The sequence below is a fragment of the Marinobacter sp. UBA2688 genome (genome assembly GCF_002352785.1).
GTDB lineage: Bacteria > Pseudomonadota > Gammaproteobacteria > Pseudomonadales > Oleiphilaceae > Marinobacter > Marinobacter salarius.
In genome coordinates this window covers 212,795-230,503 of record NZ_DELU01000023.1, presented here as the reverse complement: position 1 = coordinate 230,503, position 17,709 = coordinate 212,795, and the positions used below count along the sequence as shown (strand labels likewise).

At 57.4% G+C, this 17,709-nt stretch carries 15 protein-coding genes; 13 read left to right on the top strand and 2 right to left on the bottom strand.

Translation table 11 applies throughout. The features are described from left to right. Positions 1-71: 71 nt before the first annotated feature. From lepA to pdxJ, 7 genes are read left to right on the top strand one after another with little or no spacing between them, the layout of a single operon-like run. Entirely contained in the window at positions 72-1,874 is a 1,803-nt protein-coding gene (gene lepA, locus B3M52_RS12690; RefSeq protein ID WP_075195979.1) for a translation elongation factor 4, read from the top strand. Between the two features lie 11 nt (positions 1,875-1,885). Next, positions 1,886-2,671, top strand: coding sequence for a signal peptidase I (gene lepB, locus B3M52_RS12685; RefSeq protein WP_075195978.1), 786 nt, complete (start codon positions 1,886-1,888; stop codon positions 2,669-2,671). Between the two features lie 29 nt (positions 2,672-2,700). Beyond that, positions 2,701-3,090 (top strand): DUF4845 domain-containing protein, encoded by a 390-nt coding sequence (locus B3M52_RS12680; protein WP_036204200.1) that lies wholly within the window; start codon positions 2,701-2,703, stop codon positions 3,088-3,090. Beyond that, the gene (rnc, locus tag B3M52_RS12675) at positions 3,087-3,776 is read left to right on the top strand and encodes a ribonuclease III (RefSeq protein ID WP_007152064.1); all 690 of its coding nucleotides are present in this window, start codon (positions 3,087-3,089) and stop codon (positions 3,774-3,776) included. The genes B3M52_RS12680 and rnc overlap by 4 nt, the downstream gene beginning before the upstream one ends. Next, positions 3,776-4,693 (top strand): GTPase Era, encoded by a 918-nt coding sequence (era, locus tag B3M52_RS12670; protein WP_036204205.1) that lies wholly within the window; start codon positions 3,776-3,778, stop codon positions 4,691-4,693. The genes rnc and era overlap by 1 nt, the downstream gene beginning before the upstream one ends. A 7-nt stretch (positions 4,694-4,700) precedes the next feature. Further along, positions 4,701-5,429, top strand: a complete 729-nt coding sequence (gene recO / locus B3M52_RS12665; RefSeq protein WP_041335061.1) for a DNA repair protein RecO — start codon at positions 4,701-4,703, stop codon at positions 5,427-5,429. Positions 5,430-5,433: 4 nt separating this feature from the next. Continuing rightward, complete coding sequence (gene pdxJ, locus B3M52_RS12660) at positions 5,434-6,168, top strand: pyridoxine 5'-phosphate synthase (protein WP_075195977.1); 735 nt, start codon at positions 5,434-5,436, stop codon at positions 6,166-6,168. A gap of 15 nt (positions 6,169-6,183) precedes the next feature. Here the strand turns inward: pdxJ and B3M52_RS12655 are convergent, their stop codons facing one another. Further along, on the bottom strand, positions 6,184-9,072 hold the full coding sequence (locus B3M52_RS12655; RefSeq protein ID WP_075195976.1) for an ATP-binding protein: 2,889 nt from the start codon (positions 9,070-9,072) through the stop codon (positions 6,184-6,186). A 247-nt stretch (positions 9,073-9,319) separates the two neighbouring features. Between B3M52_RS12655 and cysM the strand changes: the two genes are divergently transcribed. From cysM to B3M52_RS12630, 5 genes are all read left to right on the top strand, one after another. Further along, entirely contained in the window at positions 9,320-10,213 is an 894-nt protein-coding gene (gene cysM / locus B3M52_RS12650) for a cysteine synthase CysM (RefSeq protein ID WP_036204217.1), read from the top strand. A gap of 36 nt (positions 10,214-10,249) precedes the next feature. After that, positions 10,250-11,587 (top strand): 23S rRNA (uracil(1939)-C(5))-methyltransferase RlmD, encoded by a 1,338-nt coding sequence (gene rlmD / locus B3M52_RS12645; RefSeq protein WP_051946599.1) that lies wholly within the window; start codon positions 10,250-10,252, stop codon positions 11,585-11,587. 58 nt (positions 11,588-11,645) lie between these two features. Next, positions 11,646-13,883, top strand: a complete 2,238-nt coding sequence (gene relA, locus B3M52_RS12640) for a GTP diphosphokinase (RefSeq protein WP_036204223.1) — start codon at positions 11,646-11,648, stop codon at positions 13,881-13,883. Next, positions 13,880-14,737 (top strand): nucleoside triphosphate pyrophosphohydrolase, encoded by an 858-nt coding sequence (gene mazG / locus B3M52_RS12635; RefSeq protein ID WP_075195975.1) that lies wholly within the window; start codon positions 13,880-13,882, stop codon positions 14,735-14,737. Before relA ends, mazG begins: the two co-directional genes overlap by 4 nt. A gap of 128 nt (positions 14,738-14,865) precedes the next feature. Further along, a complete protein-coding gene (locus B3M52_RS12630; RefSeq protein ID WP_007152055.1) occupies positions 14,866-15,210 on the top strand; it encodes a hypothetical protein in 345 nt (114 codons plus the stop codon). Between the two features lie 83 nt (positions 15,211-15,293). Here B3M52_RS12630 and B3M52_RS12625 read toward each other — a convergent pair whose 3' ends face one another. Next, positions 15,294-15,527 carry a hypothetical protein gene (locus tag B3M52_RS12625; protein ID WP_007152054.1) on the bottom strand — a complete coding sequence of 78 codons (234 nt, stop codon included), beginning with the start codon at positions 15,525-15,527 and terminating at the stop codon, positions 15,294-15,296. Between the two features lie 103 nt (positions 15,528-15,630). Between B3M52_RS12625 and ppc the strand changes: the two genes are divergently transcribed. Beyond that, positions 15,631-17,709, top strand: a 2,079-nt coding sequence (ppc, locus tag B3M52_RS12620; protein ID WP_286749650.1) for a phosphoenolpyruvate carboxylase, incomplete at its 3' end; no start/stop codon positions are given.

Here is a 17,709-nt window from a genome sequence, read left to right as displayed (position 1 = left end):
ACGCCGTCGCCGGACTCCGGCAACGGCCCTTCCGGGCTCAATCCTTCGTCTTTTGCGAGTATTCATTGTCTGTGACTGAACTGAGCCGAATCCGAAATTTTTCGATCATCGCCCATATTGACCATGGTAAATCCACTCTGGCAGACCGCTTTATCCAGATCTGCGGTGGCCTGACAGAACGCGAGATGGCTGAGCAGGTCCTTGATTCCATGGATCTTGAGCGTGAGCGTGGTATTACCATCAAGGCCCAGAGTGTGACTCTGAACTACAAGGCTCGGGACGGCATTGAATACAAACTGAATTTCATCGATACACCCGGCCACGTCGACTTCTCCTACGAGGTATCGCGTTCACTGTACGCCTGTGAAGGTGCGTTGCTGGTGGTGGATGCCGGTCAGGGCGTTGAGGCCCAGTCTGTCGCCAACTGTTACACCGCGATTGAACAGGGGCTGGAAGTGGTTCCGGTGCTCAACAAGATGGACCTGCCGCAGGCTGAGCCGGATCGCGTAGCCCAGGAAATTGAGGACATCATTGGTATAGAGGCAACCGACGCCGTGCGCTGCAGCGCCAAGAGTGGTTTGGGCGTCGAGGATGTTCTGGAAGATCTGATCAGGAAAATCCCGCCACCCAAGGGTGATCGAAACGCGCCCTTGCAGGCACTGATTATTGACTCCTGGTTCGACAACTACCTGGGGGTTGTGTCGTTGGTCAGGGTGACTGAGGGCACCCTCAAGAAGGGCGACAAGATCGTCATGAAGTCGACAGGCAAGGCCTGGAATGCGGACAAGGTCGGTATTTTCAATCCCAAACCCAAAGACACGGATATTCTGGAATCCGGGGATGTCGGCTTTGTGGTGGCCGGCATCAAGGACATTCATGGGGCGCCGGTGGGTGACACCATCGTTCAGCAGAAAGGCTCGGACGACATCCCGATGCTGCCCGGCTTCAAGAAGGTCAAGCCTCAGGTCTATGCGGGCCTGTTTCCAGTCAGTTCCGATGACTACAACGATTTCCGGGATGCTCTTGAAAAGCTGACCCTGAACGACGCCTCGCTGTTCTTCGAACCGGAGAGCTCGGATGCCCTCGGATTCGGTTTCCGTTGCGGCTTCCTGGGCATGCTCCACATGGAGATCGTCCAGGAGCGGCTGGAGCGGGAATACGACATTGACCTGATTACCACGGCCCCGACGGTTATCTATGAAGTCGTTACCAAACAGGGTGAGACGCTGTCGGTAGACAATCCGTCCAGTCTTCCGGATATTGGGTCCATCGAGGAGATGCGCGAGCCAATCGTGGAGGCCAGTATTCTGGTGCCCCAGGAACACCTGGGCAACGTGATCGCCCTCTGTGAGGAAAAGCGCGGCATCCAGAAGAACATGCACTTTATGTCCACTCAGGTTCAGGTGACCTACGAGTTGCCGATGGCCGAGGTGGTGCTGGACTTTTTCGACCGGATCAAGTCCGCCAGCCGCGGGTTCGCATCGCTGGACTATCAGTTTGTGCGGTTCCAGGCGGCCAACCTGGTGCGCCTCGATGTGCTGATCAACGGCGAGCGCGTGGACGCACTGGCGCTGATTGTCCATAAGGACCAGTCCCACTACCGGGGTCGCGCCCTGATCGACAAGATGAAAGAGCTGATCCCACGCCAGATGTTCGACATCGCCATTCAGGCGGCTATCGGGAATCAGGTGGTATCGCGAGTGACCGTCAAGGCGCTTCGCAAAAACGTCACCGCCAAGTGTTACGGTGGCGACGTCAGCCGGAAGAAGAAACTGCTGCAGAAGCAGAAAGAAGGTAAGAAGCGCATGAAGCAACTGGGCAATGTTGAGGTGCCTCAGGAAGCATTCCTTGCCGTATTGAAAGTGGATAACTAAAAGGCACCTGAATGGATATTGATTTCCCCCTGGTTCTGGTTGTTCTGACGTTTGCAACGGGGCTGATCTGGCTGTTGGATGTTGTATTTCTGCGTAAGCGCAGGCTCGCGGTTGTAGAAGGCGCCAGCGGGGAGGTTGAGGCTGAGGAAGAACCTAAGGAGCCCTACCTCGTTGATCTTAGCCGTTCGTTCTTCCCGGTGCTGGCGGTGGTGCTGGTTCTGCGCTCGTTTCTGGTGGAGCCTTTCCAGATTCCGTCCGGCTCCATGTTGCCTACCCTTGAAGTCGGAGACTTCATCCTCGTTAACAAATACGCCTACGGGCTTCGCCTGCCGGTTGCGGGCAACAAAATCCTGGCAGTGGATGACCCCCAGCGCGGTGACATCATGGTGTTCCGCTATCCGGATGACGGCAGCACCAATTACATCAAGCGGGTGGTCGGGCTTCCGGGAGACCGTATCCGATACCAGGATCGGGAGCTGTTTATCAATGGCGATAAAGTGGAGACACGCTTTGTTGCCCGGCTGCCACCAGTGGAGCTGAGACGTGAATACCTGGGCGACGTTGAGCACGACATCTTCCTGACCCTGGGGCGCACGGGGCGCTCTGGTGAAGGCGAGTGGGTGGTGCCCGAAGGCGAGTATTTCGTGATGGGTGATAATCGGGACAACAGTAATGACAGTCGCTATTGGGGCTTTGTTCCGGATGAAATGGTCGTTGGCAAGGCGTTCGCGATCTGGATGCACTGGCAATCGCTCACCAGTCTGCCATCCTTTGACCGAGTGGGCGGTTTGGAATAAGTACGTTGTTATTCAGGGGTGTATCTAACATGAAGAAGAACAGTCTTTCCTCCATGCATCGGCAGTCGGGTGCATCGGCGCTCGTTATCATGATTATGGTGCTCTTTTTCGGCGGCTTGCTGACACTGGCCATCAAGCTGGGGCCAGCGTATCTTGATGACATTACCATTCAGGAAGCGCTTGAGAGCCTGGAAGGAACAGAGGATCTTTCCACCATGGGGCCTGCTCAGGTGAGAAGTCTGATAAACAAGCGACTTAGCGTGAACAATGTTCGCGGTTTTGATGAAAAGAACATCACCGTTGAGAAGGACGGGGATCTGGTCATCATCAATGTGGATTACGAAGTCCGTAACAACCTGTTCCGTAATGTGGATACCGTTATCCATTTTCAACATGAGTATGAGATGAAGGGCAAGTGAGTTCGCAACCGGATCTCGAGCAGTTACAGCGACGTATCGGCTACCAGTTCAAGACGCCTGAGCGGCTGTTGCTGGCGCTGACCCATAGGAGTTTTGGCAACCAGAACAATGAGCGCCTGGAGTTCCTGGGTGATTCCATCGTTAACATGGTCATTGCTGAATACCTGTACCTGCATTTTGAAAAAGCCCGGGAAGGTCAGTTGAGCCGTCTGAGAGCCCGTATGGTCAAGGGGGTAACCCTCGCGGAAATTGGCCGTGAATTCGAATTGGGCAAGTACCTCAGGCTGGGTTCCGGTGAAATGAAGAGCGGTGGTTTCCGTCGTGAATCCATTCTTGCCGACGCTGTTGAATCCATCATCGGTGCCATATACCTGGACAGTGATTTTCACACCTGTCGGGAACAGGTTTTGCGCTGGTTTGAGGTGCGCCTTCAGAAGCTGGATCTGCAGGATACCCAGAAAGACCCCAAAACCCGGCTCCAGGAGTACCTGCAGTCACGGCAGTTTCCGCTGCCTCGCTATGACGTCATTTCCGTGGACGGTGAAGCCCACGCCCAGACGTTCCATGTTTCCTGTGCCCTGCCATCGCTGGACCGCAAAACGACCGGCACTGGCAATAGCCGTCGAATCGCCGAGCAGCAGGCCGCCCGCAATGCCCTTAAGCAACTGGGTGTGGAGAATGACTGATGAATGATGTGACTCGTCCGGAAAACCCGGACAGCCGTTGTGGTTTTGTGGCGATCGTCGGTCGGCCCAATGTGGGCAAGTCCACATTGCTGAACCACATTCTGGGCCAGAAGCTCAGTATTACGTCCCGTAAACCCCAGACAACCCGTCATCAGGTACTGGGCATCAAGACCGAAGGCCCGGTTCAGGCAATTTACGTGGATACGCCGGGAATGCACGAAGAAGAACCTCGCGCTATTAACCGGTATATGAACAAGGCGGCGACATCGGCCCTCAAGGATGTCGATGTTGCTGTGTTTGTTGTCGACCAGATGGCGTGGACGACGGCGGACGAAATGGTTCTGGAGAAGCTCAGTAGCCTGAAGTGCCCGGTGATTCTGGCAGTGAACAAGGTCGACCGCATTGAAAATCGGGAGGCCCTGTTGCCGCACCTCGATATGCTATCCCGGAAGCGCGAGTTTGCCGAGATCATTCCGTTATCAGCTCTCAAGGGGATGAACCTGGAGCCGCTGGAGGCTGCGGTCAGTCGGTTCCTGCCGGAAAGTGTGCATTTTTACCCGGATGACCAGATCACGGATCGCAGCGAGCGGTTTATGGCCTCCGAAATGGTGCGGGAGAAAATTACCCGGCAACTGGGAGCAGAACTGCCTTACTCCGTGGCGGTCGAGATCGAAGAATTTCGCAAGGACGGTAAGACTCTTCACATTTCTGCGCTGATACTGGTAGAGCGTGAGGGCCAGAAGAAGATCATTATTGGCGACAAGGGCGAACGCCTGCGGCGCATCGGTCAGGAAGCCAGAACAGATATGGAGCGCCTGTTCGACAGTAAAGTCATGCTGAGGCTCTGGGTCAAGGTCAAGCGAGGTTGGGCGGACAGCGACCGGGCATTGAAAAGCCTGGGTATGAACGACTTCTGAGGCAGCTATGACGGGGCCAATGCAACAGGAGCCCGCGTATGTCCTCCACCGCCGGCCCTGGCGCGAAACCAGTCTGATGGTGGATGTGTTTTCCCTCAACGCGGGCCGGGTAACCGTGATTGCCCGTGGTGGCAACAGCGCAAAGAGCCCGCTCAAGGCACAGTTGCAACCGTTCCAGCCTCTGTTGCTGGACTGGACCGGACGCAGCGACCTGAAGACGCTGACTCAGGCGGACGTTCGCAGCGGCCCCACCCTGAAGCGCACTCTCTCCCTGTACAGTGGTCTTTACGTGAATGAGTTATTGCAGCGTCTGCTGCCGATGGCCGACCCTCACCACCAACTCTTTGCTGCCTACATTGATGTGATTGCTGAGTTGTCGGAAGCCAGTGACGTGGAGCCGGTTCTTCGACGTTTCGAGCAATCCCTGGCTGCGGAACTCGGGTATGACTTCGTCTGGGATCAGGCGATGGATAGTGGGCAGCCGGTCGAGGCCGGTGGGCTTTATTGCTATGATCCGGAGCAGGGGATTCTGGCCGAGCCCTCGCCGGGCTCCAGGCTCCGGAACCTGCCCGGGGATACACTGTTGGCGCTGGCTGATGGCGACCTCGAATCTGCGGAGTGCCGGCGCATCGCCAAGCGGGTAACAAGGGTACTTGTGGACTACCTGTTGCAGGGCAAGGTGCTCCATAGCAGAAGCCTGTTCAGTCATCATCGAGGAGACCGTAATGACCTCTAGCTCAATGAAGCCCAGAGTTTTGCTGGGTGTGAATATTGATCATGTTGCTACCTTGCGTCAGGCCAGGGGAACCCGATATCCGGATCCGGTACAGGCTGCGATTCTGGCGGAAGAGGCGGGTGCCGATGGTATCACCATCCATCCCCGCGAAGATCGCAGGCACATCCAGGACCGTGATGTGCTCCTGCTGAAGGAAATCCTCACCACCAAGATGAACCTGGAAATGGCGGTCACTGATGCGATGCTGGCATTCGCCGAGCAGGTGCGGCCGGAATGTGTGTGTCTGGTGCCCGAAAAGCGTGAAGAGCTGACAACTGAAGGCGGCCTGGATGTGGACGGCCAGGAGGCGAGGGTGGCCAAAGCCTGTGACAGGTTGGCAAAGGTTGGTGCCGAGGTCTCCCTGTTTATCGATCCGGATGTGGCGCAGATTGATGCGGCAGTCCGTTGCGGTGCGCCGGTGGTGGAGCTACACACCGGGGAATACGCGGAAGCGACAGACCCTCAGATTGTTGAGGCGGCTTTTAACACCTTGCAGGACGCAGTGACTTACGCTCGCAAGAAAGGGTTGGTGGTCAACGCCGGCCATGGGCTGCACTACCACAACACCGAACGCGTTGCCGCCATCGCGGGTATCAACGAGCTCAACATTGGCCATGCCATCATTGCCAGGGCGGTGTTTACCGGGCTCAAAGAGGCGGTAAAGGATATGAAAACAATCCTCGAAAGCGCCCGAACCTAAGGCGCTGATCGTCCCTCAGTCCACGGTTGCCTGCCGAGGGTTTTGCTGCCGGAACAACTGCTGCCAGTCAGTTTGTTCGCTCCAGGTCTGCAAGCGCTCCATGGCTGCAAGCAATTGATTCTTCTGGTACTCCATATCCGGCGCTGCGCACTTCAAGGCGGTTTCCAGTTGGTTTGCAGCAGCGCGTAACTCCGGCACGCCACAGTAACGCGTGGCGCCATGCAGTTTGTGGACGCACTCCAGTAGCTCGTCCATGTCGCCTTTGCTCCAGAGTGCCGGCACCTGGTTAATGTCGGTATGGATCTGTTCGATCAGCATGCTGAACAGTTCCTCGGCCAGATCTGCTTTTCCGGCGGCCAACTGTACGCTTTCGGCCACGCTGACACAGTCAGGCTGTTTCTTTCTGGTTGACGGGCGAACCGAGCGGCGTGTATCGCGCACCTCGGGTACCGGCAGGTGTCCATCATCCGGGTCGGGGTGGCAGGTATAGCCAGTGTAGTCATGAATAATGTCGATCAGTTGGCTGTTGCTAATGGGTTTGGCCAGGTAGCCATCGAATCCCTGCTGGATCAGGCGGTCCTGCTCCTCTGCAAGGGCATGGGCCGTGAGCGCAATGATCGGAGTACGATGGCTGGCGCCATCAAGGCTTCTCAATCTCTCAGTGGTTTCCACCCCGTCCATTCCGGGCATCTGAAGATCCATGAAAACCAGGTCGAACGAGTGTTGGCGCGCCTTGCTCAGCGCTTCAAAGCCGCTGGTTGCTCCCTCAGCTACAACGCCGCAGTCGTTGAGCAGGGTCATTACCAGCTTCAGGTTGGCATCGTTGTCGTCCACCGCCAGCACTCTGGGTACGCGTGTTGATTGGGTTGGCAACTCACGGCTAATGGCATGGGAATGATCCGGCAACTGGCGTTGCCGGTTGCTGATACCGTGCACCAGCAGCAACAGTTCGTCGTACAGGGAGTCGCGGCATACTGGCTTGGTCAGGTGGCCACTGGCCAGCCCCGATAGCGGTGTATCGTGAGTTTCAAGGGTAGGGGTCAGCAGCAGTGTGCGGCAATCCCGCTCCAGCTCCAGGGACCGTACTAACGAGCAGTATTGGCTTGAATTCAGCAGGTGACGGGTGATGCCGACAACCGCAACGGCGTAACCGGACTGCTCTTTTTGAGCTTCCTCTATCTGCTCCTGCATGGCACCCGGTGATGAAACCCGGTCGACCGTCATGCCCCATTCCCGGAGCATATGTTCTACCGCCAGGCCGGTGGTTTTCTGTTGGTCAAGGTAGATGGCCCTTTCGCCGCGCAAAGAGTCTTTGGGCGCGATGGCTTCGCCGTTAGAAGACAGTTCCGAGGTCAGGGTAAACCAGAACGTGGAGCCCTTGCCCAGCTCACTCTCAAGCCCGATCTTGCCGCCCATTTCCTCAACCAGGCGCTTGGAGATCGCAAGCCCCAGTCCGGTGCCACCGTATTGCCGGGCAGTAGACGCGTCGGCCTGGCTGAAGGCGTTGAACAGGGACTGCTGCTGAGCTCGCGAGAGCCCGACACCGGAATCGGTAATGCTGAGTCTCAGGGTGATCCGGTTACTCTCTTTATCTTCTTCTTCAAGGCTGGCGCGCAGGACCACTTCACCGGTCTGGGTGAACTTGATGGCATTGTTGACCAGGTTGGTGATCACCTGCTTTACCCGTAGGGGATCGCCCATGATGTTGTCGGGTACATCATTGTAGACCAGTGGTACCAGGTCCAGGTTCTTGCTGTGAGCCGCCGGAGCCAGCATGACCATGACCTCTTCTACGATGTCCCGGAGTTGGAAGGGAATGCGGTCGAGGATGAGTTTGCCGGCCTCGATCTTGGAGAAATCCAGAATGTCGTTGATGATGGTCAGCAGTATTTCCGATGACTTGCGGATGGTGCTCAGGTGATCCCGCTGCTGGCGCGGTAGCGGGCTTTTAAGCAGTAACTCGGTGAAGCCGATGATGCCATTCAGCGGGGTGCGGATTTCATGGGACATGTTGGCCAGGAATTCCGATTTGATGCGGCTGGCTTCCAGGGCTTCCTTGCGGGCGAAATCGAGTTCGATGTTCTGGATTTCGATGGTTTCCAGGGTTTCTCTCAGGTCTTCCGTGGCCTGGTCAATGTTCTGCTGCATTTCCGCCTGGGCTTTGCTCAGTTCCCCGGCCATGGCGTTCAGGCCAGATTCCAATTGCTCGAATTCAGGGCCGGCGCGGGTATAGACCCGAGTGTCCAGTTTGCCTTCCTTGAGTTTGGCCACCGCCTCATTGAGTTCAAAGACAGGATCGGTAAACGAGCGGCTCATGCGTAGCGCAATCATCAGGCTGAGGAGTACGCCGCCTAAGACGAGCAACAGGGAAATCAGCAGTGCTTTATAGGTTTCCTTTTCGGTGCGTATGTGGGACATCTCCACGGTTACCCAGCCGATCGGTTTCTTGCCCGCCCCCACGTTCTGGCGGGAATCCGGGTCCAGCATGCTTTCGATCATCAGGTCCTGGAGATAGACCGGTGTCACGAAAACAGTACTGTCGGCGCGGGTAACCCGTACCGCTTCTTCGCCGGTCAACGTGTCCTTGCCAATATCGTCGGAGCTGCCGGGGCCTGTGTGCAGCAGCCGGTTATGCTCGCTGTCGAAGAAGGTAATCGAGCGCACATCCTGCTCTTCCAGAAGGGCGTTGGAGAGGCTGCTGAGCAGGCTTCTGTTGGCAGTGAACAGGCCGTATTCCGAGCCGGCTGACAGCTGCCGCGAAAGCGACTCGCCACGATCCTGCAGGAGGCTTTCAATGTTGTTGACCCAGCTGTAGGTGAAGAAAAGCCCCAGCATCAACGTGGTCAGAAGGGTGGGGACGAGTGTCACCACCAGTACTTTTTTGCGTATGCCCCAGCGCCGCATAGTGAGTTCCCGATTGACGTCGCCGGCCTGATATCCGGCATTCTTCCCTGTCAGAATAGTTGATTCCACGCAGTCTGGCCGTGATGGCGTCCCCGGATATAGCCCACAGTCATGGATATAGCGAGAAGCTGTATTGGGAGACTGCGGATATTCCGCGTATCATGCGAACCCGGAGTGTATCACAGGCTTGTGTCGTCGGCGTTACCCGCTGGCGGCGGGTTCCGGAAGAATTGAGGAAGGTTACAACATGCATTTCCCGACCATCGAAGATTATGTAGGGCATACGCCTCTTGTGCGTCTGCAGCGACTTCCGGGCGAGACCAGCAATGTGATTCTGGCCAAGCTTGAGGGTAATAACCCCGCCGGTTCGGTGAAAGATCGTCCTGCTATCAGCATGATCCAGGAAGCAGAGCGCCGGGGTGAAATCAAACCAGGCGATACCCTGATCGAAGCCACCAGTGGAAATACCGGAATTGCCCTGGCGATGGCGGCTGCCATCAAGGGCTACCGTATGGTGCTGATCATGCCAGCGAACATGAGCGAGGAGCGTCGAGCGTCGATGCGCGCCTATGGGGCGGAGATTGTCACCGTCACCAAAGAGGAAGGCATGGAAACCGCCCGCGACCTGGCCCAACAAATGGAGGCGGAAGGCAAGGGTAAAGTGCTGGATCAGTTTGCCAACCAGGACAACCCGCTGGCGCATTACCGCACCACCGGCCCGGAAATCTGGGAGCAGACGGCAGGGCGGGTTACGCATTTTGTCAGCTCCATGGGTACCACCGGAACCATCATGGGCGTGTCCAGGTATTTCAAGGAACGGAATCCCGATATCCAGATTGTTGGCCTGCAGCCCCAGGAAGGAGCGTCTATCCCCGGTATCCGGCGCTGGCCGGAGCCGTACCTGCCGAAAATTTTTGATGCCACCCGTGTGGACACGGTCATGGACATCGGCCAGCAGGAAGCTGAGGACACCATGCGTGCCCTGGCCAGCGAGGAAGGCATTTTCTGTGGTGTTTCATCAGGTGGCTCCATCGCTGCAGCCCTCAAGCTGTCCGCACAGGTTGAAAACGCGGTGATCGTGGCCATTATCTGTGACCGGGGTGATCGTTACCTTTCCACCGGTGTGTTTCCCGGTGCCTGAACCCATCAAGACCTGAATCCAGTTAAGAGACTTTCTATGAGTAGAAGACGCAGGAAGGCCCTGCCAAGCGAACCGGTGCGCTGTGTGATTGAAACCCTCAGTCACGATGGCCGGGGCATCGCCCGGGACAACGGTAAGGCACAGTTCGTCGACGGCGCCCTGCCTGGCGAGACGGTCATGGCCAAATTTACCAGTACACGCAGCAAGTTCGATGAATTACGTGCTGTGGAAGTGCTTGAAGCCGACGACGCGCGTATGACTCCGCCCTGCGACTTTGCCGACCTGTGTGGTGGGTGTAGTCTTCAGCACATGAGTGGCGATGCCCAGATCCGGTTCAAGGAAGATACCCTGCGGGAGCATTTTGCCCATTTTGGGGGCATTGAACCGGACGAGTGGGTGGCGCCCATGCGTTCCCCGGCTCTGGGCTATCGTCGCAAGGCACGGCTGGGCGTGAAATACGTGCCAGCACGGGAATCGGTGCTGGTCGGGTTTCGGGAAAAGCGCAACAGTTTCCTGACCGATATTGATCGTTGCGTGGTGTTGGATCCGCGTATCGGCGATCGCATCACGCCGCTACGTGAACTTCTTCATGGCATGGACGCCTATCGTCGCATACCGCAGGTGGAAGTCGCCTGCGGCGACGATTCGGCGGCGATGATATTCCGCAACATGGATCCGTTGAGCGATTCCGACAGGCAGTCGTTGATCGATTTTGGCCAGGCCCATGACTTGCATATCTATCTGCAACCGAAAGGGCCGGATACGGTTCACAGAATCTGGCCCGAGACCGGCGAAGAGCGACTGTCCTACGACATGGAGGAATTCGACCTGACCATGAAGTTCCATCCCATGGACTTTACCCAGGTCAATGTGGACATCAATCGAAACATGGTACATCGGGCCGTCGAGTGGCTGGACGTCCAGCCCGGTGAGCGGGTGTTGGACCTGTTTTGCGGACTGGGTAATTTCACCCTGCCGCTGGCTCGCCGTGCCGGGCAGGTGGTTGGAGTGGAAGGTGACGATGCCATGGTCGTCCGCGGGCGGGAAAATGCGGAACTCAACGGGCTATCGAATGTCGCATTCCACGGCGCTGACTTGCAGGCGGATTTCACAGCACAACCGTGGGCAGCGGAAGGGTTTGACAAAATCCTGATTGATCCGCCGCGTTCCGGAGCCCAGGAGGTGTGTGAATACCTAACAGCCTTTGGTGCGAAGCGAATTGTTTATGTCTCCTGTAACCCGGCCACGCTGGCTAGGGACGCAGGGGTGATGGTGCGTAATGGTTATCGACTGGTGAGGGCGGGCGTTATGGACATGTTTCCCCACACCACTCATGTTGAATCCATGGCGATGTTCGAGCGCGTGGATAATTGATGCCTCTCGGGACCGGTCAGGGATGGCCGGATAAGCGACCAGGAAGAACAAGAGCGATATGGTAAAAGTTCGCGAAGACTATGCAGTGACGGGTGACGGCCAGGTTGATATCGAGCGTTGGGTCCGTCAGATCGAGTCACAGACGCATCTTGAGGATGCTGAACAGTTCCGGCGGGCCTGTGAAATGGCCGCCGCGATTGATGTCCAGGCGGTACGCGAGGACAGGGTCTGGGCCCCGGGGGCCAGCAGCTTCCGAACCGGCATCGAAATGGCTCAGGTACTGGTGGAACTGCACCTCGACCAGACCAGCCTGGTGGCAGCAATTCTCTACCGGGCAGTGCGGGAGGAACGGATTCCCCTGGAGGACATCCGCAAGGAGTTCGGCGATGAGGTGGCCGGGCTGATTGATGGTGTTCAGCAGATGGCGGCAATATCGTCCATCCATCACCCTCTTAAGGGTAATGTGCTGGGCCAGACCGAGGGCCAGCTCGATAACGTTCGCAAGATGCTGGTCACCATGATCGACGACGTCCGGGTGGCGCTGATCAAGCTTGCAGAGCGGACCTGCGCCATTCGTGCGGTGAAAAACGCGTCTGAAGAGAAGCGCATGCGTGTGGCCCGCGAGGTGTTTGATATCTATGCGCCGCTGGCGCATCGACTGGGAATCGGTCACATCAAATGGGAACTGGAAGATCTTTCGTTCCGCTACCTGCACGAAACCGCTTACAAAAAGATCGCCAAGCTGCTCGATGAAAAACGGCTTGACCGCGAAAGCTACATCAAGCGTGTCATCACCACCATCAAGGACGAACTGGATGCGTCTGGAATAGACGGTGAGCTTTCAGGGCGTGCGAAGCACATCTACAGTATCTGGCGGAAGATGCGGCGCAAGGGCATCGACTTTTCCCAGGTGTACGATGTTCGGGCCGTCCGTATCTTGGTGCCTGAGGTCCGTGACTGTTACGCCGCGCTTGGTATCGTGCACACACTCTGGCGCCATATTCCCAACGAATTCGACGACTACGTTGCCAATCCCAAGGAAAACGGGTATCAGTCCCTGCACACGGCTGTCATCGGCCCTGAAGGCAAGGTGATGGAAGTGCAGATCCGTACCCAGGCCATGCATGAGGAAGCTGAGCTTGGCGTTTGTGCTCACTGGCTCTACAAAGGCATGGATAAGGGCAACCGGTCCGTGGGCTATGACGCCAAGATCAACTGGCTGCGGCAAGTGCTGGAGTGGCAGGAGGAACTCGGCGACCTGTCCGGGCTGGCGGATCATCTCAAATCCGATGTCGCCTCCGATCGGGTCTATGTGTTCACGCCCGAAGGCCATGTGGTGGACCTGCCACAAGGCGCGACGCCGGTGGACTTCGCCTATCGTGTGCACACGGAAATCGGTCATGCCTGTCGCGGGGCCAAGGTTAATAGCCGTATCGTGCCGCTGACTTACCCGCTGAAGACCGGCGACCAGATATCCATTCTCACGTCCAATAACCAGGCGCCCAGCCGTGACTGGCTTAACCCGAGCCTGGGCTATATCCAGACTTCCCGTGCCCGGGCCAAGGTTACCCACTGGTTCAAGCAACAGGACCGCGATCGCAACATTGTTGATGGTCGGGCCATTTTGGAAGACGAGTTCAAACGCCTGTCGCTGTACGAGGTGGACCTCAACGACCTGGCTCGCAAAGTGAATTACCAGGCTGCCGAGGACATGTATGCGGCAGTGGGGGCCGGGGATCTTCGACCCACCCACGTGGCCAACGTCGCCCAGCAGATGCTGGAGCCGAAATCCGAGCAACTGGATCTGAAACTCAGCACCCAGAGGCGCAAGCCCTACGACACCGAATCGGATATCCAGATTCTGGGTGTTGGCAAACTCAAGACCCAGGTGGCGAAATGCTGCAAGCCCCTGCCGGGTGATCCGATCGGTGGCTACATCACCGTCGGCCGTGGTGTCACCGTGCATCGGCAGGATTGCATCACCTTCCTGAATCTGAAGGAGTTCGAGCCCAATCGGATTATCGAGGTGAGTTGGGGCGGTCAGCCTGTGGCCGTGTATCCCGTTGATGTAGAAATTGAAGCTTACGATCGCTCCGGGTTGTTGCGGGATATCACCCAGGTGCTGTCGTCTTCCAAAAGTGACGTTCTGGCACTCAATACCCTGTCCAACAAGGATGAGAACACAGCCACCATGACCGTGACCCTGGAAATTTCCAGCCTTGATCAGTTGGCCAAGTTGCTCGCCCAGATTCGCAATCTCCCCAACATCATTAATGTCAGGCGAAAGCGATCATGAGCTATTCCATTGACGATCTTAAAACCTTGATGACACGGCTTCGGGACCCGGAGTCCGGGTGCCCGTGGGATACCCGCCAGAGCTATAAGACCATCGTGCCCCACACCATTGAAGAGGCCTACGAGGTTGCCGATGCCATCGACCGTGAAGACTACCCGCACCTGGAAGATGAACTGGGTGATCTGCTGTTTCAGGTGATCTTCTACAGCCAGATGGGGAAGGAAGATAACCACTTCGACTTCGACTCGGTGGTTGATAACCTCGTGCGCAAGCTGGTCCGGCGTCATCCCCACGTGTTTCCGGAAGGCACCCTGGAAAGCAGGATCGATCCGCACAACCGGCCCAGTGAGGCTGACATCAAGGCGAGCTGGGAACGTATCAAGGCAGAGGAGCGGGCGGCGAAGCCGGAGGCGTCTGTGGAGACTGCGCCATCAAGCCGGCTCGACGGCATTGCCCGGACGCTCCCCGCAATGGTGCGCGCTGAGAAACTTCAGCGTAGGGCCGCCAACCATGGCTTTGACTGGCCAGAGGTTGAACCGGTCTTCGACAAGCTTCACGAAGAGATCGATGAGCTAAAGAAAGCCTGGTATGACGCGAGCTCTGGCGATGGTCCGGCGGAGGCGGTGGAGGACGAGCTGGGTGATCTGTTGTTTGTGTGCGTCAACCTGGCACGTTTCATGAAGGTTAATCCTGAGCAGGCCCTCAACAGCACCAATCACAAGTTTGAGATGCGATTCCGTGCTATTGAGGAGCACCTCGAACGCGAAGGCCGTGATCTTGATGGCGAATCGCTGGAGGCATTGGACGCCGTCTGGCAAGCCGTCAAAGGGGTTGAAAAGACTCGTAAAAGGTAACGGATAAGTACAATCCGTTACCAAGTTTTCCGCCCCTGGTGCGGTCGCTTCGTCTACACTTCCGGTTAAGGATGCACACACTTCGTGCACCCTGTGGGCCACCAAGAAGATGCAGGAGTGAAGGCACCATGAAAATCAAAGATCTGGTCAACTACTGGGACAAGCACGCACGTGGTCGGCTGACCCGTGATGCGTATTTTGCCGACCTCTCTGACCAGCATCACAAGCGACTGGAAAAACTGGCCGCGTTGTATCCGATGAAGTCTTCCCAGGACCTGATGCGAGACCTGATTTCCGCTGCTCTTGATGAGCTGGAAACCAGCTTTCCGTACGTTCAGGGGTCTAAGGTTGTTGCGTTCGATGAAGACGGCTTCGAAATCTATGAAGATCAGGGGATGACCCCGCGCTTCATCAGTCTCAGCCAGAAGCATATCCAGCGGCTGAAGGCGCGCCAGCTCGAATCGGTTGCCTGATCAGGCCAACGCCTGATTGATCGCGACGGCCCTGTGATACCCGACGGGGTGGCTTCACCACCCCGCAGAGAAGTGCCCCCGCTTTATTTATCCTTGCCTTCCAGCTTGTCCTTCAACGGGCTCAGCCTGACCAGGTCGTCCAACGCGGCGCCAATCATGTCATTCAGTATGTCGCTCTCTGAACGGTCCGGGTAAAGCTCGGCCAGTGCTGCTATGCGCGCGGCATCTTCCAGCGGCAAGCGGAGATTGTAATCGTGGCTGCGCTCAACAGACTCTTTCTTGCTTTCCCAGTGCTTGGGCAGATCGGTTACTTTCATGGATACTCCTTGCGGCGACAGGCTTTAATCGTTAGAAAGGCTTTATAAGAGTAAACAGTATCGTTAGTTTACTTCGCCTCCGTCAATTTAAAAGGACGTCAATGTGACTGAGCTACACCCTGACCTTCGAGAAAACGTTCGCATGCTGGGCGAGTTGCTGGGGCAGAGTATCCAGCGTCACCCCGGGCAAGATTGCTACGAGTTGATAGAAGAAGTGCGGGCGGCTGCCAAGGCCGACCGTCGCCAGGAAAGCGGTTCCGGCCAGCGCCTGGTCAACCTGCTGGGCAAGCTTCGTGATGACGAGTTGCTGCCGGTAACCCGCGCCTTTAACCAGTTCCTGAACCTGGCCAATCTGGCGGAACAATACCACGGCATCCGCCGCAAGCGGGGTCATCAATCGGACCTGATGGTGGAATCCCTCGAAGAGGTGTTTGGCCGCCTCAAAGACGGTGGCGTCAGTGCCGATGAACTGCACAGGCGAGTGGCTGACCTTCGTATCGAGTACGTTCTGACAGCACATCCCACCGAAGTGGCCCGCCGTACGCTGATCATGAAGTACGACGAAATGTCCGATTGCCTGGCCCGACTGGATCATGAGGACCTGTTGCCCGCGGAGCGTGATGAAATCGTCGGACGCCTGTCGCAACTGGTCACCGAAGCCTGGCACACGGATGAGATTCGGCATGAGCGCCCGACGGCGGTTGACGAAGCCAAGTGGGGATTTGCCGTTATTGAGAACAGTCTGTGGCAGGCATTGCCGCGTTTTCTGAGAAGCCTGGATCTATCGCTTTCAGACGCCACGGGGAAGGGGTTACCGCTGGACGCGTCGCCCATCCGGATCGCCTCCTGGATGGGCGGTGATCGCGATGGCAACCCCAATGTAACCCATGAAGTAACCCGCAAGGTGTTCCTGCTGGGCCGCTGGATGGCAGCCGATCTCTACCTGCGGGACATCCAGTCCCTGCGAGCGGAATTGTCCATGTGGCAGGCCAGTGATGAGCTGCGGGACGTCGTTGGTGATACCCGGGAGCCCTATCGCCAGGTGCTGGCCGGGCTGAGGGAAAAACTGATCAAAACCCGGGACTGGGCGGAAGCCAGGGTTGCCGGCGAGCCCTCCGACGCCACCGGCATTCTGTTTGCCAACGAGGACTTCACAGGGCCGCTGGAGCTTTGTTATCGGTCCCTGGTGGACTGCGGGCTGGAATCCATTGCCAATGGTCCGCTGCTGGACACCATTCGCCGCGCCCACACCTTTGGCTTGCCTCTGATTCGCCTGGACATCCGCCAGGAGTCGACCCGTCATGCCGAGGCGGTTTCGGAAATGGTGGATTACCTGGGGCTGGGCGATTATCTGTCCTGGTCCGAACAGGAACGCCAGGATTTCCTGGTGCGCGAACTCAAGGGGCGCCGGCCACTGATACCCAGGCACTGGAAACCCTCCGACGAAGTCGCCGAGGTGCTGGCTACCTGCGAAGTGGTGGCAGAACAGACGCCGGAAGCGCTGGGTTCCTATGTCATCTCCATGGCCAGCAAACCGTCGGACGTGCTGAACGTGATTTTGCTGCTACGTGAAGCGGGTATGAAAAACCCGATGCGGGTAGTGCCCCTCTTTGAGACCCTGGATGACCTGCGCGGCGCCCCTGACAGTATGGCGGCGCTCTACAGCGTGGACTGGTATCGGGACTATTGCGAAGGCCGGCAGGAAGTCATGATCGGCTATTCCGATTCCTCCAAAGACGCTGGTCAGATGATGGCCGCGTGGGCTCAGTACCAGGCTCAGGAAAAGCTCACCGAGGTCGCCAATCAGTATGGCGTCCACCTCACGCTGTTTCATGGCCGCGGTGGCACCGTCGGCCGTGGTGGTGGCCCGGCCAACCGTGCAATCCTGTCTCAACCGCCGGGTTCGGTGAACGGCAGTTTCCGGATCACCGAGCAGGGCGAGATGATCCGCTTCAAGTTTGGCCTTCCCCGGCTGGCGGAACAGAGCCTGACGCTGTACACCACGGCGGTGATTGAAGCCACCCTGGCGCCACCGCGAGGGCCAGAGCCGGAATGGCGGGAGGCTATGGACTGGCTCACCGAACGCTCCCTCAAAGCTTACCGTGACGTGGTTCGGGAGAATCCCGACTTTGTTCCCTATTTTCGCCAGGTCACTCCGGAACAGGCGCTGGGCAAGCTGGCC

Coding starts and splice junctions, on each gene's coding strand:
- lepB (WP_075195978.1), top strand. CDS start 1,886: ATGGATATTGATTTCCCCCTGGTTCTGGTTGTTCTGACGTTTGCAACG.
- B3M52_RS12680 (WP_036204200.1), top strand. CDS start 2,701: ATGAAGAAGAACAGTCTTTCCTCCATGCATCGGCAGTCGGGTGCATCG.
- era (WP_036204205.1), top strand. CDS start 3,776: ATGAATGATGTGACTCGTCCGGAAAACCCGGACAGCCGTTGTGGTTTT.
- recO (WP_041335061.1), top strand. CDS start 4,701: ATGACGGGGCCAATGCAACAGGAGCCCGCGTATGTCCTCCACCGCCGG.
- pdxJ (WP_075195977.1), top strand. CDS start 5,434: ATGAAGCCCAGAGTTTTGCTGGGTGTGAATATTGATCATGTTGCTACC.
- B3M52_RS12655 (WP_075195976.1), bottom strand. CDS start 9,072: ATGCGGCGCTGGGGCATACGCAAAAAAGTACTGGTGGTGACACTCGTC.
- cysM (WP_036204217.1), top strand. CDS start 9,320: ATGCATTTCCCGACCATCGAAGATTATGTAGGGCATACGCCTCTTGTG.
- rlmD (WP_051946599.1), top strand. CDS start 10,250: ATGAGTAGAAGACGCAGGAAGGCCCTGCCAAGCGAACCGGTGCGCTGT.
- relA (WP_036204223.1), top strand. CDS start 11,646: ATGGTAAAAGTTCGCGAAGACTATGCAGTGACGGGTGACGGCCAGGTT.
- mazG (WP_075195975.1), top strand. CDS start 13,880: ATGAGCTATTCCATTGACGATCTTAAAACCTTGATGACACGGCTTCGG.
- B3M52_RS12630 (WP_007152055.1), top strand. CDS start 14,866: ATGAAAATCAAAGATCTGGTCAACTACTGGGACAAGCACGCACGTGGT.
- B3M52_RS12625 (WP_007152054.1), bottom strand. CDS start 15,527: ATGAAAGTAACCGATCTGCCCAAGCACTGGGAAAGCAAGAAAGAGTCT.